The organism is Haloterrigena alkaliphila, assembly GCF_017352155.2.
Classification (GTDB): domain Archaea; phylum Halobacteriota; class Halobacteria; order Halobacteriales; family Natrialbaceae; genus Haloterrigena; species Haloterrigena alkaliphila.
The window spans coordinates 2214919-2230692 of the sequence record NZ_CP071462.1 but is presented as its reverse complement, the minus strand read 5'-3'; the positions used below and the strand labels follow the sequence as shown (position 1 = coordinate 2230692).

Annotated in this window: 17 protein-coding genes; 9 read left to right on the top strand and 8 right to left on the bottom strand. The window is 68.0% G+C overall.

What is annotated here, in order from left to right; all coding sequences use genetic code 11:
- Window positions 1–160: 160 nt before the first annotated feature.
- Window positions 161–1918, top strand: coding sequence for an archaeosine synthase subunit alpha (arcS, locus tag J0X25_RS29660; protein ID WP_207287521.1), 1758 nt, complete (start codon window positions 161–163; stop codon window positions 1916–1918).
- A 337-nt stretch (window positions 1919–2255) separates the two neighbouring features.
- On the opposite strand, the gene J0X25_RS29655 is transcribed toward arcS, so the two are convergent.
- The 8 genes from J0X25_RS29655 to J0X25_RS29620 all read right to left on the bottom strand — a co-directional run bounded on the left by J0X25_RS29655 (window position 2256) and on the right by J0X25_RS29620 (window position 10048).
- On the bottom strand, window positions 2256–2399 hold the full coding sequence (locus J0X25_RS29655) for a hypothetical protein (protein WP_207287520.1): 144 nt from the start codon (window positions 2397–2399) through the stop codon (window positions 2256–2258).
- 314 nt (window positions 2400–2713) lie between these two features.
- A complete protein-coding gene (locus tag J0X25_RS29650) occupies window positions 2714–4396 on the bottom strand; it encodes a bacterio-opsin activator domain-containing protein (RefSeq protein WP_207287519.1) in 1683 nt (560 codons plus the stop codon).
- Window positions 4396–4857 carry a response regulator gene (locus J0X25_RS29645; RefSeq protein WP_207287518.1) on the bottom strand — a complete coding sequence of 154 codons (462 nt, stop codon included), beginning with the start codon at window positions 4855–4857 and terminating at the stop codon, window positions 4396–4398. Before J0X25_RS29645 ends, J0X25_RS29650 begins: the two co-directional genes overlap by 1 nt.
- Complete coding sequence (locus J0X25_RS39915) at window positions 4850–5260, bottom strand: ATP-binding protein (protein ID WP_345778466.1); 411 nt, start codon at window positions 5258–5260, stop codon at window positions 4850–4852. Before J0X25_RS39915 ends, J0X25_RS29645 begins: the two co-directional genes overlap by 8 nt.
- A gap of 163 nt (window positions 5261–5423) precedes the next feature.
- Window positions 5424–7736 carry a DNA polymerase domain-containing protein gene (locus J0X25_RS29635; protein WP_207287516.1) on the bottom strand — a complete coding sequence of 771 codons (2313 nt, stop codon included), beginning with the start codon at window positions 7734–7736 and terminating at the stop codon, window positions 5424–5426.
- Complete coding sequence (locus J0X25_RS29630) at window positions 7733–8044, bottom strand: DUF8156 family protein (RefSeq protein ID WP_207287515.1); 312 nt, start codon at window positions 8042–8044, stop codon at window positions 7733–7735. The genes J0X25_RS29635 and J0X25_RS29630 overlap by 4 nt, the downstream gene beginning before the upstream one ends.
- Window positions 8044–8763 carry a hypothetical protein gene (locus J0X25_RS29625; RefSeq protein WP_207287514.1) on the bottom strand — a complete coding sequence of 240 codons (720 nt, stop codon included), beginning with the start codon at window positions 8761–8763 and terminating at the stop codon, window positions 8044–8046. Before J0X25_RS29625 ends, J0X25_RS29630 begins: the two co-directional genes overlap by 1 nt.
- Window positions 8764–9028: 265 nt before the next feature.
- Window positions 9029–10048 (bottom strand): Cdc6/Cdc18 family protein, encoded by a 1020-nt coding sequence (locus tag J0X25_RS29620; RefSeq protein WP_207287513.1) that lies wholly within the window; start codon window positions 10046–10048, stop codon window positions 9029–9031.
- Between the two features lie 1277 nt (window positions 10049–11325).
- On the opposite strand from J0X25_RS29620, the gene J0X25_RS29615 reads away from it, so the two are divergent.
- The 8 genes from J0X25_RS29615 (at window position 11326) to J0X25_RS29580 (ending at window position 15726) form a co-directional block, all read left to right on the top strand.
- Window positions 11326–12165: a GNAT family N-acetyltransferase gene (locus J0X25_RS29615; protein ID WP_207287512.1), complete on the top strand. Its 840-nt coding sequence runs from the start codon at window positions 11326–11328 to the stop codon at window positions 12163–12165.
- Window positions 12166–12196: 31 nt separating this feature from the next.
- A complete protein-coding gene (locus J0X25_RS29610) occupies window positions 12197–12583 on the top strand; it encodes a DUF7971 family protein (RefSeq protein WP_207287511.1) in 387 nt (128 codons plus the stop codon).
- 171 nt (window positions 12584–12754) lie between these two features.
- Complete coding sequence (locus tag J0X25_RS29605; protein ID WP_207287510.1) at window positions 12755–13273, top strand: hypothetical protein; 519 nt, start codon at window positions 12755–12757, stop codon at window positions 13271–13273.
- Between the two features lie 258 nt (window positions 13274–13531).
- A complete protein-coding gene (locus J0X25_RS29600) occupies window positions 13532–13882 on the top strand; it encodes a hypothetical protein (protein ID WP_207287509.1) in 351 nt (116 codons plus the stop codon).
- An 84-nt stretch (window positions 13883–13966) separates the two neighbouring features.
- Entirely contained in the window at window positions 13967–14257 is a 291-nt protein-coding gene (locus J0X25_RS29595) for a ubiquitin-like small modifier protein 1 (protein WP_207287508.1), read from the top strand.
- A gap of 65 nt (window positions 14258–14322) precedes the next feature.
- Window positions 14323–14523 carry a hypothetical protein gene (locus tag J0X25_RS29590; RefSeq protein ID WP_207287507.1) on the top strand — a complete coding sequence of 67 codons (201 nt, stop codon included), beginning with the start codon at window positions 14323–14325 and terminating at the stop codon, window positions 14521–14523.
- A gap of 110 nt (window positions 14524–14633) precedes the next feature.
- The gene (locus tag J0X25_RS29585; protein WP_207287506.1) at window positions 14634–15419 is read left to right on the top strand and encodes an AzlC family ABC transporter permease; all 786 of its coding nucleotides are present in this window, start codon (window positions 14634–14636) and stop codon (window positions 15417–15419) included.
- The gene (locus tag J0X25_RS29580) at window positions 15412–15726 is read left to right on the top strand and encodes an AzlD family protein (RefSeq protein ID WP_207287505.1); all 315 of its coding nucleotides are present in this window, start codon (window positions 15412–15414) and stop codon (window positions 15724–15726) included. Before J0X25_RS29585 ends, J0X25_RS29580 begins: the two co-directional genes overlap by 8 nt.
- Window positions 15727–15774 lie beyond the last annotated feature (48 nt).

The window sequence follows — 15774 nt, the reverse complement described above, 5'->3', positions numbered from 1 at the left end:
AGAGTCAGTCATCGAACGGTGGAAGGGCAGCGTCGTTCATAGGGCTTTCGGGGGTGTATTAACTATTATAGTAAACTTTCATCGGTTCGGCCGCGAATAGCGATCGACTGCGTGCGCCGGGACCGACAGCCTCTTTCGCGCGCCCCCGCCCATATCGGGTATGACCGACTACTTCGAAGTCCACGAGCGCGACGGGGCCGCTCGCGCGGGCGAACTCCGCCTCGAGTCGCCCGTGACGACCCCCGCGCTCGTCGACGACGTCCTCGAGGACGCGGGGTCGCTGTGGAGCGCCGAGCGGGAGGTCCCCGAGGGCGACGACTCGCATCTGACGGTCCTCCCCCACCGGGCGTTCCCCGGCGGCACCACCGACGAGGTCCGGGAGTCTTTCGCGGTCGACCACCCCGACGTCGACTACCCCAGCGTCGCGGTCGTCTCGAGTGAGGACGCCGACGACCAGGGGACGGACGCCTACGCCGTCTCGGACGTCCAGTCGATCACGGGCCACGGCGCGGCGCTCGTCGAGGCCGTCGTGAACGTCCGCGAAGCGATTCCGGCCGACACCGCGCTCTACTTCTCGGGGGTCGCCACGCCGCGCAACGTCGCCGTGCTGGCCTACGCCGGCGTCGACCTCTTCGACGCGACCGCCGCGGTCGTGAAAGGGACTGAAGGGCGCTATCTCACCACCGACGAGGCGTACTTCCTCGAGGACCTCGAGGAACTCCCCTGCTCCTGTCCGGCCTGCCAGCAGCCCCGCGAGGAGTTCACCCGCGAGGACTGCGCCGAACACAACCGAAACGCCCTGGCGGCCGAACTGGGGATCGTCCGCCGGCGCATCCGCGACGGCCGTCTGCGGGACTACGTCGAGGGGCAGGCCCGCCACGACCAGTGGCTCACCGCCGCCGTGCGCGAACTGGATTCGCAGTGGAGCTACCTCGAGGAGCGCACGCCCATCCTGCGGGACGCCCAGATCAACGCGGCGACCGAGGACACCCTCCGCCGGGTCGAGATTCAGCGCTTCGCCGATCGCGTGACCACGCGCTATCGCAACCGGTTCAAAAATCCGCTGGTACTGGTGCCCTGCTCGGCGACGAAACCCTACAGCGAGTCCCAGAGCCACGGCCAGTTCCACGACGTCATCCAGTGGCGCGCCCACCTCGTCTCGATGACCAGCCCCATCGGCGTCGTCCCGCAGGAACTCGAGACGACCTACCCGGCCCAGCACTACGACACCGTCGTGACGGGACGGTGGTCCGAAGACGAGAAGCAGTTCGTCAGCGAGGTCCTTCGGCGCTACCTCGAGCGAAACGACTACCCCGAGATCATCGCTCACGTCCCCGACGAGGGCTACCGCGACATCGTCTCCCGCGTCGAGGAGGCCCTCGACCTCGACATCACGTACACGGTTCCCGAGGGCGGTCACCCGACCGACGACGAGTCGCTCTCGAATCTCGGAACGGCGCTGGATGGCGAACTGAAGTACTCCAAGCGCGAGCGCGAGCACAACACCGTCCGCGCCATCGCGGACTACCTGCTCGGCGACGGCGCCGGCGACGACCTCTTCGAAGATATCCAGACCACCAGTCGCTACCCGAAGATCCAGGTTCGGGACAGCGAGGAGACCCAGCTGGCGACGATGGTCCCCCAGTACGGCACGCTCTCGTTCACGCTCGAGGGCGCCCGACGCTGGGTCGAGAGCGACGCCCCCGCGAAGCGCGTGGAAATCGACGGCTTCGTCCCCCACGGCAGCGTGCTCGCGCCGGGCGTCGTCGACGCCGACGACGAGATCCGAGTCGGCGACGAGGTCGTCGTCGAGGGGCCGTCGGCCTTCGCTATCGGCCGCGCCGAGATGTTCGGCCGCGAAATGTGCGAGAGCAGCCGCGGCATCGCCTGCGAGATCCGCCACGTCGAAGAGAAGTAGCGCACGCTACCGACAGCCGCAGTCGTCGAGGACGTTCTCCCGGCACGACGGACACCGGCAGCCGTTCACGAAGCGGTTCACCGACCGGCCACACGCCGGACACTGCCAGATGCTGGATTCGAACTGCCCCATCACTGGTCGGTTCTGATATCGACGACCCGAATAGGCCTTGCTCCGCTTCTCGCCGAAAGAAAACCGCGTCACGCGTCCGTCGGACGATCGGTGTCAGCCGAGCGGTTCGGGATCGAGCGATTCCGCGTCTCGCCGGCCTCTCGAGTCGCGATCATCGACCCGGACCCGCTCATCGATTTGGACCCGCTCATCGACTCGGACACACTCACCGGCCCGGGCACGCCTTGAGCAGGTGTTCGCGGTAGACGGCCGCCGGAACGCGCTCGCCACAGACCTCGCACTCGCGGCCCCCGCGTCGCTCGTCGGCGTCGCGCTCGGGATCGACTCGCTCGTCGTTCGCGTCGGTCACGCGTCCTCGTTCTCGCTCGAGCCACCTCGGCGTTTCGGACGCGGTCCGGTCGATCGACTGACTGGGCCGAAGTTCTCGACTGACCGGTTGCCGAGACGCGCATCGGGAGCGGAACGCGCCCGCGCTCACCCGGACGACGCTTCCGCGAAAATATCACTGTAGCAGTATTTCGTATCGCAGTATACGATGTATCCGCCGATATCGACGGCGGAGCGACTCGAGGAGAAGAAACGTACTGATTCGCGAGAGAACTGCCGGAAAACGCCGGATTCGAGACCGCTATCGGACGCGTCGCCAGGTGCGGCGAGGGGCCGTCACTCGCCGATCACCGAATCGAAGAACTTCCGCTCGGCGGTCCGGAGGTGCTGGTTGAAGGTCGCCGGCGCGATCCCGAGTCGCTCGGAGATCTCCTCGCCGGTGCTCTCGCGGGGCCAGTCGAAGTAGCCCGCGAAGTAAGCCGTCTCGAGGGCCGCTCGCTGCTTGTCGGTGAGGTCGTCCTCGAGAACCGACGTCGTTCCCGAATCGCTGCGCTCGCCGCGCTCGCGGGTCCGCTGGGCGAGGTAGGTGACGTCGTCGCGCTGGTCCTTGATGAGTTCGATCATCTGCCGGGTGTCCCGGCCGCGCGGGAGTTCGACGACGAATCGGAACTCGCCGTCGGCGATCCGCGCGGACTGAACGCGGCCGCCGTGGGTCGCGATGGTCTCGAACATCGAGACCGCGGCCGGCGCCACGAGTTCGAACTCGAACTCGTCGCGTCTGACGGCGAGGAACCGGACCTCGCCGAAGCCCTCGGTCTCCGCGATGGTCTCCTCGAAGGTCTCCTGATCGACGCCCTCCGCCGATCCGTAGGCGAGCAGCGTCTCGTCGCCGCGGATCAGTTGTTCGAACTGGATCGTACACTCCTCCTCGGACGACAGCCGGATCAGCGGCTGCGCCAGTTCCTCGACGCGGAACTCGAGTTCGATGACGGCGTCGCTGACCAGCGCGTCCTTACGCTCGATCGCGGTGATCGCGTGGGCGATGACGTCGCCGATCCGGGCGAGGATCGTCGTCTCCGGCCCGTCGAACGCCCGCGGCGACTCGGAGTAGACGTTCAACACGCCGTAGACGAGGTCCTCGTGCATGATGGGGATCGCTGCAGCCGAGTGATAGCCGCGCTCGAGCGCCTCCTCGCGCCACGGCTCGAACTCGGGGTCCGATTGCGCGTCGCTCATCACCTGCACCGAACCCGTCCGGATCGCCGTCCCGGTCGGTCCCTGCCCGGTCACGTCGTCCTCGTCGACGGAAACCTCGACGTCGTCGAGATAGCCGTCCTCGGCGCCCGCGGCCGCCTTCGGTACCACGCGATCGCTACCGGGGTTGACGCCGCCGATCCACGCGAATCGGTAGGCGTCGGACTCGGCGAGGCGGTCGCAGACCCGTTGCTCGAGGTCCGCTCGCGTCTCGGTCGTGATCACCGCGTGGGTGATGTCGTGGCCGATCCGGTTGAGCCGGTTGAGCGCCTCGAGTTGCTCGCGCTGGCGACGGCGTTCCCGTTCCTGTCGGGCCCGTTCGATCGCGTGGTGGATCGTCCGCACGAGCAGCTCGCTGGTCACCTCGTCCTTGACGAGGAAGTCCTGTGCGCCCCGCTGGATCGCCTGCACGCCGACCTGCTGGTCGCGGACGCCGGTCAGCACGACGATCGGCGTCTCCTCGCTCTCGGCGTGGACCGTGTCGAGGGTCTCCAACCCCTCGCTGTCGGGGAGGTTCAGGTCGAGCAGAACGACGTCGGCGGCCGTCGCCTCGAGGGACGTCAACCCGTCCTCGAGTCGGTTCTCGCGGGTGATCTCGGGCGTTCGTCCCGCCGACTCGTCGGAGCTGACCCGCTGGGCGAGTTCCTCGGTGTCCCGGAGCATCTCCTGGATCAGCCGCGCGTCACCCGGATTGTCCTCGATGAGGAGGACCTCCAGCGTGTCGGCGTCGGCGCTCGCGTCGGCCTGCGTGTCCGTCTCGCTCATTATTGCTCACCTTCCGGCGGGAGTCGGACGACGGAGAACCAGAACTTCTCGAAGGCCCGGACCGTCTCGATGAAGTCGTCCGGATCGACCGGCTTCGTCAGGTAGGCGTTGGCGTGGAGTTCGTACGACCTGACGACGTCTTCCTCGGCCCGCGAACTCGTCAGCACGATCACCGGAATCGATCGTAGCTCCGAGTCCCCCTTGAGTTCCTCGAGGACGTCCTCGCCGTCCTTCCGCGGCAGGTTGAGGTCGAGCAGGATGAGGTCCGGTCGCGGCGCGTCCTCGTACTCGCCGCGCTGGTAGAGGAACTCCAGCGCTTCGTTGCCGTCCGAGACGACGTGGAGGTCGTTCTCGATGCGGCCCTGTTTGAACGCTTCTTCGGTCAGTCGGACGTCCCCGGGATTGTCCTCGACTAACAGTATCTGTGCTGGCTCCGGTTTGAACTGTCTCGAATCACTCATGGTCGGTCGTGGGTCCAGTCGCGGGTTGGGCGTCCGGCGGCGCCGGCAGCGTCACGGAGAACGTCGACCCCTCGTACTCCTCGATGCTGTGGAGCCGGTCGAACACCTGATAGATGCGATCCGCGTCCGCCGGATCGGTCCCGATCCCCCGTTCGCAAGCTGAAATCGTCCACTCTTGTCCACGTTTATCCGCGAACACGGATATACGTGGGGTGTCTTCGCCAGCATATGTAACCGGGTTGTCCAGCCGGTTCTGGAACACCCGTCTGAGCCGTCCCGAATCGCCGTAGACCGTGGGAGCGGAACGACGGTGATCTCGACGTCGGTCTCCGCGATCCGCATCTCCAGCTCCGTCAGCACGTCCGCGAGGCGCCCTCGGTGGTCCAGTTGGGCGACGATTCATTGTCGGTGTCGGAGGCGGGACCGACGCTGATCCGCGGGCTGATCGGAATGCCTCATACGCAAGTAGTACTCACGAGTCGGTTGACGCGCATAAATGTGGTGCACACCCTCACTACGTGTGTCCAGTCAACCGCTTCGACAGTCGGTGCTCGGTACTCGAGCCCTCAGTCGACGAACGCCGACAGTCGCACCGTCCGTCCTTCGCGCAGGTGCCGGCGGATCCGCGAGCGATCCCAGCCCAGCGGCGAGACGACGCTCTCGCAGGCGCGGACGAGCAGGGTCGCGTAGAACGCGGCGTCGTACTCGAGACCCGCGGCCGCGTTCGCCTCGAACGGCAGTCGAACGCGCTCGGGCCCGCGAGCGTCGTCGTCCGCAACGAGGTAGCGGACCGACTGGCCGGGCCGGCGGTCGACGCCCCGCCGCTCGTAGCGCTCGAGGGCCGCGACGGTTCTGGTCCGCCGGTGGTACGCCGACAGCGGTTTCGAGACGCGCTTCGTGATCTCGAGGGCGGCGGGATCGACCTCGCCCCGCCGGAGCGCCCCGAGTCGCCGCTCGAGGACGTCGCAGACGGCGGCGGGGTCGCGCTCCCGGTCGAGGGCCGCGACGAACGCCCGCTGGCTCTCGGCGACGTACTCAGGGGTCGAGCGCTGGCGCAGTTCGATGCCCCGAAACTTGTACTGGCCCGACTCGCGCTTGCCGAAGTATTTGGTGAGCGCGCCCGCTGGCGCGGAGTTGAGCTCGCCTGCTGGCGCGGAATCGGGGGCCGTCGCCGACCGACCCGCGTTCGCCGTCGCCGCGCTCACGTCCGCCGGCTCCGATGCAGCGCCGTCCGCGCTCGGGATCGACTCTCGCAACGGCACGAAACAGACCCACTCGTAGCTGCCGTCGTGCTCGAGGGGGATCCCGACCCGCTCGCCGATGTCGGCGATCACGTCCGCCAGGGGCTCCGGATCGACGCCCTCGCGCGGCGTCACCCAGAGGCTGTCGACGATGCCGTGGACGATCCGCCAGCCCGCGTCCTCGAGTCGCCCCTTGGCGGTCAGCGCGATGTCGCGGGCGTAGGCGTTGATCGCCTCGTGGCACTCGATGCGGCCGTACTTGGCGTTCCGGTAGCCCTGATAGCCGAAACAGGAGACGAGCACCCACTTGATGGCACCCGACTCGGCCCGGAGTCGGCTCGCCTCGGGTTCGGGCGGATCGTCGGCGAGTCGTTCCTTTATCGCGGCGCGATCGGACAGGAGGGGCTCGAGGACGGACGGCAGGAAGGGGCCGTCGTCGGTTCCCCTGGCCCCGCCCTCGCAGATCTCGTAGCCGAGTTGCGGGACGCGATGGCTGTCGCACTCGAGCGCGCCCGCGTCGTGGGCGCAGTCGACCGTCTCCGGACTGACGCCGTACTCGCAGATGATCCGCGGGTACAGCGACGCGAAGTCGATCTCGTGGACATCCTCGTGGAGCCCGACCTCGGGGGCGAACGTGAACCCACCCCGGTCGGCCGCGTGCAGCGTCGACACGTCCGAAAACCGCTCGGGTTCCCACTTGTTCCACGGCGCGAGGACGCCCCAGTCGTCGCGGGCGATCCGAATCTGGCGCGAAGTCAACAGCGTGCCGATGCTCCCCCACGCGGCCTCCTGCAGGGGTCGGCCCGTCTTCGCGACCATGTACTCGAGGCCGGCCAGCCCCGACTGGTTCCAGAGGAAGCTGTTCGACGTATCGACGATCGCCCGGCCGGGAACCCGGTACCGCGCCGGCGAGTGGCCCACCCGTCCGTAGCTCTCGAAGGCGTTCTCGCCCGCCAACTGCGTCCAGCCCGGCAATCGTCCCAGCGAGAATTCCTCGAGGCCCAGTTCCGACGCCCGCCGCTCGAGCAGCGGGATCAGGTCGCCGTGGCTCACCACGAGGACGTCCGGATCGTCGCGCTCGAGGCGTCGATTCAGCGTCCGGAGGATCTCGAACTCATCGGCGGGCGATGCCGTCTCGATGATCGGCTCTCCCTCGAGTCGAAGCGCTGCGACGGTACCGTCGGCCAGCGCGGGATCGTCGAGTTCGAGCCGGAGGGTCCGCAACTCGCGGGTCGGCGTCGGATCGATCCTGCGGTCCAGACAGTAGCGGAAGCCGGGCTCGAGGTCCACGTCGTAGAGGCGGAAGGTGCCGGGGGCGTGCGTCCCGCGCTCGTGAACGCCGCGGATCTCGCGGACGAGCGTCCGGATCTCGCCGACGCGCTCGCAGTCGACTCGCAGCGGCCGGCTTCGCTCGCCGACGTGAGCCTCGTGGAGGTCCGTCGCCCACCGATCGCGGGCGGTCGCGACGACCTTCGGATCGGGATCGAGGCGCGCTCGCAGGTCCGCCAGCGCGTCGTCGGGTCCCGAGACGAACAGCGAGGGGGTGTAGTCCTCGACGAGCGTCGGCGCCGCACCGGTATCGGTCAGCGACCACTCCCGAACGGCGCCGTCCTCGAACTCGAACGTGTAGGGACTCACTCGCCGTCCCCTCCGCCTCGATCATCTCCCTCCACATCTCTCTCCGCACTACCGCCGTCCGCACGCGCCTCGAGTTCCGCCCGTAACCGGCGCAGTTCGACCTCGTGGGCCAGCGCGAGCGAGAGCAACAGCGCTCGCGCGGGATCCCGCGGGTTCGCGTAGCCCGCCGCGTCGGCGAAGTTCCGACCGCGATCGAACAGCCGGTCGAAGTCCGCCTGATACTCCCGGCGCAGCGCCCGCCGCATCGGCTCCCACTCGGACTCGAGTCGCCGGAGCGAATCGCGGTAGGTGGGATTGGTGCGCCCCATCAGGCGCTCACCTCCAGCAGGTCGCGGTCGTGAGCCTCGACGACCGACAGCGGCGCGTCGACGGCGCCACACAGGTCGACCCAGTAGGGGATCGTCGTCTGCCAGTAGTGCTCGTGCCAGTAGCCCGCCGTTTCGTCAACGACGGTCCCGCGGTTCCCGTCGGCGTCCGCAGCGTCAGTGCCGCCGTCCGCGCGCTCGAGTCGGATCCCCTCCCGCGTGCGAACGCACTCGATCGTCGCGGTGGCGTAGTCGGAAACCGTTGCGACCCGGTCGTCGTCCGCGCTCGTCACCACGACGGGACACTCGAGCACGCGACCCAGTTCCGCGAGCGTCTCGAGCGACGCGGCGAGGAGGTCCTCGCGCTCCCACTCGGGCAGGTCGGCGTCGTGATAGAGGCTGGCGACGTTCGGCGCGACGATCAGCGACGCGTCGGGTCCCGCCCGCCGGGTCACCGCCCGGACCAGCGAGTGGTGCTGGTAGGCCGTAAAGGCCCGCGCGACCCGCAGCGACTCGAGGGCGCGCGGGCTCGAGGTGCAGTCGTAGAGAACCTGCGTCGCGGCCGTGTTCCGCGCGTCGATCCAGTACGCTTCGAGGCCGCCGCCGTCGGCGGTCGCGGCGTCGGCCAGCCGCGAACAGACCAGTCTGTGAACGATCGCCGATCGCGGCGACGGCACGGCGAGCGCCGTCAGTCCCGGTTCGAACTCGAGTGGCTCGTGCATGGACGGAGACTCGGGCGAACAGCCCATAAGCGGCGGAATACCGTTTCCGAGATTCCGAAACCGGTCCGGATCCGCTACTCGGGCCGCTCACGGGCTTGATGCCGTCGATTCGGCCCCTTCCGGGTCGGTTCCGAAACCGGCCGGCGGATAGTTTGACGGATTTGCCAATATACTATTTACTTCCGACGACGGCGATACGAGTGCCCGCGGGGTCACTCCACCACCTACTCACCACCACATTGCGCTCCGCGGGCCACCCAACCACCTACTCGCGGTCGACCGCCTCGCCGACGAGGCGGTACGTCCGTCCGCGGCGCTCGCCGACGGCTTCGATCAGGTCGTAGTGGACCATCTTCGTCAGATAGTTGCGCAGCGTCCGGTTGGTCTTGGGGTCGTCCACCCGGCGCTCGTACTCGTCGTAGAGGTCGCCGGGTTCGATCTCGCCGGCCTCGGCGATGACGTCGTACAGTACCCGCTGGTGTTCGATCAGCCCCTCGACGGTCTTGCGCCGGATCGCCGTCCGGGCGTCAGGAATCGCCGCCTCGAGGACGTCGTCGGTCACTGCCTCGAGTCCCTGCCGGCCCGCTCGGCGGGCGGCCGATCGAAGGATGCCGAGCCCCACGCGGGCGTCCCCTGACGCGGCGTCGGCGACGGTCCGCAACTGGCCGTCGCTAACGGCCCCGGGCTCGAGGGCCTTGTCGGCCCGCTCGGCGAGAATGGCGGCGAGTTCGTCGGTTCCGTAGCGGTCGAATCGGACCCGGGTCCCCGCCCGCAGCCGCGAGCGGACCCGGTCGTCGAAGCTCGCGAACAGCTCCTCCTCGCGGTTGGCGATCAACACGAGCGAGACGTGGCCCAGCCGGTGGAGGTCGTACAGCGCGGCCGTCTCCTCTAACTGGTCGACCTCGTCCAGAATCGCGACCACGGGCTGGTCGTCCGTCCGGCGGAGTCGATCGAACAGTTCGTCCTTCGGCGTCGAGCGGTGAATGTCGACGGTTCGTCCGACCGCCTCGAGGATGCTGTAGAGTACGCGAAACCGGGTGTACTCCTGCCAGCAGTTGACGTAGGCGACGTCGACGGTCGGTTCCTGTTCGCGCAACTGCTCGAGCGTGTAGCGGGCGATGCAGGTCTTGCCGACGCCGGTCGGGCCGAACAGGAACGCGGGATCGGGCCGCCGATCGTACAGCAGCGGCTCCAGGGACTCCGAGAGGAGGTTCACCTCGTCGTGGCGGTGAACCACCTCGCTGGGCACGAAATCCTCGCGCAGGACGCGGCCGTCGACGATCACACCGGTTCCGTTGGACGGCGTCCGTTGTAAACGATGGCGTCCCGCTTCCGAAACTTCCGAAACGGATCCGACTGTTTCGTATCGCTCTATGTAGTTTATGCAGAGCGGTTCGGGCCGATTCCGATCGAATCGAGGAACTGTCGCACAGCCCCGAAGCCGGCCGTCTCGGTCCGTACTGGCTCGAATCAGTAGCGATCGCGAACACGAGAGGCCGAGAAGGCGGCCAGATCCGGACGGCAGTTCCGTGTGCGCCGGAACTCGAACGCGACGTTCGGACCAATGACCGAGCGACACGCACAGCGGTTCGTGACGGATCGTCGCAGTGCAATCGGCGATCAGCGGTCGCACATCGCTCACGTTCGAGACGCCCTCTGCTCTGGTTTTCTCACACGCGCGTCAGGACGCCCCGCTTCGAATTCGAATTGCGGGACAGCCGCTCGAGTAGTGACCTCCGTGGGGGCCGACGGCACTCGTCGACCGACTCGAGGACGGTGAACCAGGGCCGGAGGGTGGGGCGATGGGTCGATACCGACTCGAGCGCTCCCACACGCCCGGGAGACCGTCCAGTTCGTCGGCTGCAGCCGGACAGACACCGATCCGTCTCACCCGGCCGTGCGCTATCGATACCGACCGATCGTCGTAGCCGGGACTGATCCGTGTGAACCGGCCGAAAAGAGCGAGCGAGCAACCCCCAGTTCCGCCCTCGAATCCCCAGGCTCGAGGCAGCCGAACGATCATCCGAATCGAGGGGTGGACGCCATCGAACGCTGACCGGACGCCGATCGGACCGCTTCCCAGTGGCACATTCGATGGCGATCGAGAAACTCGACCGCGACGAATTGAGAGACTACGTCCGAAATCACGAGTCGCGGAGCGCCCCCGTAGCGAGCGTCGTCCGTAGCGCGTCCCCGATCGCGGTCCGAACGCGGTTCTCACGGCGGCATATCGAATTGGGCCTCGAAAGCCGTTCACACCCGCTTTGACGGCCCCTTCCGCCGATTCGATGTGTGATTCGTCCGGTGCCCAAGGATATCGATAAACTTCATAGGGCGATATCAAATCGAGTTCGAACGGCCGAGGAGAAGAGGATCTCAAAGCGACCGAGAACGGCGGGATACCGGTGGGATCGGCCCGCATGGAGACCGACTTCAACGGGCGATTAGGGAACCGACAAGGGTCCGCGGGCCCGGGGAACGGCAGATTGCGCTCGGCGTTATCCCCCATTGCGCGGCGATACGGCGTCCATAATAATGTCGCCAGTTGCCCCTCCTCGCGGTATGAGCGTTCAGCCCGGTATCTCGCCGGCCGACGAGTTCGAGGACGACCTGCAACGGACCATCTACGAGTACGTCGAACGGAACGGAGCGGTCGCCCCCGCCGAACTGGCGGGGTCGATCCGAATCGACGCGGAGCGACCCCAGTCGAAGCCCGCGCGGTCCGGCGAGTACACCGAGTCGGTCTGTCCGCCCGCGGGCGACCTCGAGTCCTGCCTCGAGGACCTGAAGGAGCGCGGCTACCTCACCGAGAGCGACGGGAAAGTTCGCGTCGCCCTCTCGGGAACCGCGACGGAACTGGACCACTCGGACGGCACGGTCACGATCCGACCGGCTCGAGAGGAGGACCGCGACGGCGTCGTCGAGACCATGCGCGAGGTCGCCGACGGGAGTACCTACATCGTCGCCGACGACGTCGCGACGCGACTCGACCGCGACTCGGCACTGGTGCGGGCCAACGGGGAGGTATCGCGGGTCTTCTTCACCGCGGTGTTCGACCCCGAGAGCGACGGGGAGACGGCCGACGGGGGAGCGTCTCGGGTCGTCGGCTGGGTCCACGTCGACGCGCCCGAACTCCCCGCGCTGCGCCACACCGTCGAACTCACCGCCGGTGTCGACCCCGAGTTCCGGCGCAACGGGATCGGTTCGAGCCTCCTCGAGTACGGCCTCGAGTGGGCGACCGACGCCGGCTACGAAAAAGTCTACCAGAACCTGCCCGCGACCAACGAGAAAGCCATCGAGTTTCTCGAGGAGAACGGCTGGCAGCGCGAGGGCGTCCACGAGGGCCAGTACTGCATCGACGGGGAGTACGTCGACGAAGTGATGCTGGCCACGTGGCCGTAGTTTCTTCCCGGTACCGTCCCATAGTCGCGGTATGGACGAACTCGCACTCGGCGTGCCGAAACCGGTGCTCGAGCGACTGCCCGACGACGACGCGACCGCCGCGGCGGACATGAAGGAGGCCGTCGCCGGCTGGGAGCAGCGATTGAACCGCGCGATCGAAGCGGCAGAGGACGACCGCGAGGCCGCGAGTCGCGTCCTCGAGGCGATCGAGCGGTTCGAGGACCGCCGCGAGACGTACGACGACCTCGTGCCGGAGTTACGCGCGTGGGGCCAGTCGCCGATCTACGCGATCGCGTGGCGGACGCTGTACGACGACGTGATCGCCCAGTGCTACGACCACGAGGAGCTCGCCGACCACCTCGAGCGGGAGCGGAACGCTCGGCTGGTCGAGGACGGCATTCGATTGCAGGACCTGTAGCGGACGCCGGCCGCCACCGGCGTCGGCACCGATACTCGACCCCCTCGAGCGCGGCGTTCCGGAGCGCTATATAGCCGTCCGGGACGAGGATCGGGGGGATCGACGGCCGCTGCGGGCCGGATCGCCGACAGCAACAACGATTTTGCGCTCGCCCGTGACTAGTGACCCACCGTGGCCTCGACCGACGACCGCGACGCCGCCGACGCGATCGACCTGACGACGCGCGTGAGACGTCGCGTCTTTCCGACCCTCCACCGCATCAAGGAACCCCTCGGCGGGTTCGCACAGTGTCTCCAGCACCCCGACGAGTACGTGGGGACGATTCCGTACGGACTCGGCGAGTTCCGGTCGGACCTCCAGGAAATGTCGTTCGAACCGGAACCGATCGCCGCCCTGAAAGTCCACCGCGACGGCCGGCTGTCGGCCGGTAGCTGGGTTCGGCGCCAGTCGGCGCTGGCGTCCTGGCAACTGCACGTCTCGCTGTTTCGGACGGATGCCGACGCCGTCGAGGTGTTCGCACACCGCGAGTACTCGTGGCTGCGTCACTCGTACAAACACTACACGGGCGCGGGATGGGACACCGAGGCGGGCGTCGAGCGAATGCGCTCGCTGCTCTCGGATCACGACGTGACCTACCGGATCGATCCCCGACGGGCCGGAACTACCGATTCCATCGCGGGCGGCGACTGATACGGTCTGCTGTAACGATTTACCGGAGCAACCGCGGGGACGGTTCGTGGTTGCTCCGGAAATGACCGACAGCAGTCCGTATGAGGCGACACCGAGGCGGTGGATCGAGAACCGAACTCGTCGCTCGAGCAGTTAGCGGGGCTGTACGACGCGATTCTCGACGGGTAGCCCCGATGCCGGCGGCGGCCGAAAGACGGGTGGCCGCGACGTGTGAATACAGACCGAGGGTTCAACTTCCCGCGGTCGATAGGGAACGGTATGGAGTTTGCAGTTTCGCGGGCCGGGACGACCCGCGTCACCCTTCACGGGGGAAGCGACACGACCGCCTGCGACGACGCGACCGACCAGCTCGCCGAGACCCTCGAGACCCTGGCGGCCGACGGGGTCATCGCCGACTGGGAGATCGAGGACGCCGACGTGTACGAACACCCGGCCGGACCCTTCGATCCGTACACGATCACCCTCGAGTTCTCCGTGACCGTCGTCGTCGAGGCCGACGACGCGGACGCGGCGACGGAGCTCGGTGCCGATGCGATCGACGAGGCGCTCGCCGACGCCGACTTCGACGCCGTCAGCTACACCTCGTCGCCGGCGGCTTCGGCCGACTGACCGGCCGCCGGGCGAGTGGCGGGCGAGCGGCGACCTGCGCGTTCGGCCACCCGAACTTATGCGATTCCGCGACCATCGGTCGATATGGAACTCGAGTTACGGTTTTTCGCGACCTTCCGAGAGGCCGTCGGCGAGAAGGAACGGACGGAGACGTTCGACGACGACGCCACCGTCGGCGACGTGCTGGCCGCCCTCGAGAGCGAGTACGCGGACCTCGAGGGGCAGTTGCTCGAGGACGGCGGATCGGCGCGAGCGATCAGGGGGCAGTTGAGCGTCCTGAAGAACGGGCGCGACGTGACCCACATGGCGGGTCCCGAGACGGCCCTCGAGGACGGGGACCGACTGTCGGTGTTTCCGCCGGTCGCCGGCGGCTGACGCCGTCGCCGACCCTGGCCTGTCTCTCGCAAACTATTATCAATGTGGCTTACAATCTCGGAGACATGGCACTCGAGTTACTCGTCGACGCGATCTTCGAGACCGCGTTCGACAGGCGGGACGAGCGCACGCGGTTCCAGTGGGGGTGTCTCCTCGCCGGCTTCGGTCTGTTGCTGATCGGGACGGCAGTTAGCCTCTCGAGGGGCGGTCCGTACGGGTTCGTCGTCGCGGTCGTCGGAGCGCTGTTCGTGCTGTACGGGCGGTGATCCGCCGCCCGCTCGTCGCGTGCGAGAGCGACGGCGCCCGCCCGGGATCCCTCGCCGATTCCGAGAACGCTTTACGCGGCGGCCCGCCGAGGGTGAGATAGAACGACGCGATGGCGACGGACTCCGAATCGGACGCGGTCGCACCTCGGGACTCGAGCGCAGCGACCGGCGGCGGTGGCGGACCGGAGCGGGACGACGCGCCGGACGCCGACGCCGTCAGGTTCGATCGGGAGGGCGTCCGTGCCGGCTTTCTCACCGGCATCCCGGTCGCCATCGGGGTCGGCGGCTACGGGATCGCGTTCGGCGTCCTCGCCAGTCAGGCCGGGCTGAGCGTCGCGGAGGCGGCGCTGATGAGCGCGACCGTGCTGGCCGGCGCCTCCCAGATCATCGCCGTCGAACTCTGGGCGCACCCGATCCCGGTCGCGACGATCGTCGCCACGACGTTCGCGGTCAACCTGCGGTACTCGCTGATGGGCGCGGCGCTGCAGCCGTGGTTTCGTCGCCTCTCGCCGGCCCAGATCTACGGCAGCCTCGTGATGATGGCCGACGAGAACTGGGCGCTGACGATGCGCGACCTGCAGTCCGGCAGCGGCCGCGGCGCCTTCCTGCTCGGGAGCGGGATCGCCCTCTGGCTGTGCTGGGTCGGCGCGACGATCCTCGGCGTGTTCGCCGGCGAGACGATCGGCGATCCCGGGCGCTACGGCCTCGACTTCGTCCTCGCGGCCGTCTTCGTCGCGCTCGCCGTCGACCTCTGGGAGGGGCGGTCGACGCTGGCGCCGTGGCTCGTCGCGCTCGGCGTGAGCGTCGTCACCGCGAACGTCCTCCCGGGGCGGTGGTACATCCTGCTCGGCGGGCTGGCCGCGGCCGCGCTCGAGGTGGTGAGACGCGATGGCTGACGTCCTCTCGCTGGATCCGCTCGTGGTCGGCGTCATCCTCGCGATGACCGTCGTCACCGTCCTCACGAAGGTCGGCGGCATCTGGCTCGTGCGCCGCGTCGAGCTGAGCGAGCGCCTGCAGGCGGGGCTGGACGTCCTGCCCGGTGCGATCGTGATCGCCGTTCTCGGGCCGGAGTTGGCGGCCGGCGGCCCCGCCGAGTGGGGCGCGGCCGCGCTCGTGGTCGCGGTGATGTGGCGGACCGAGAGCATCCTGCTGGCGCTGCTGACCGGCGTCGTCGGCGTGGTGTCGCTCCGGGCGCTGCTCTGACTCCAGCCCGACCACGAGGCCCGTCGTGCCGCCACGATCGGATTTATC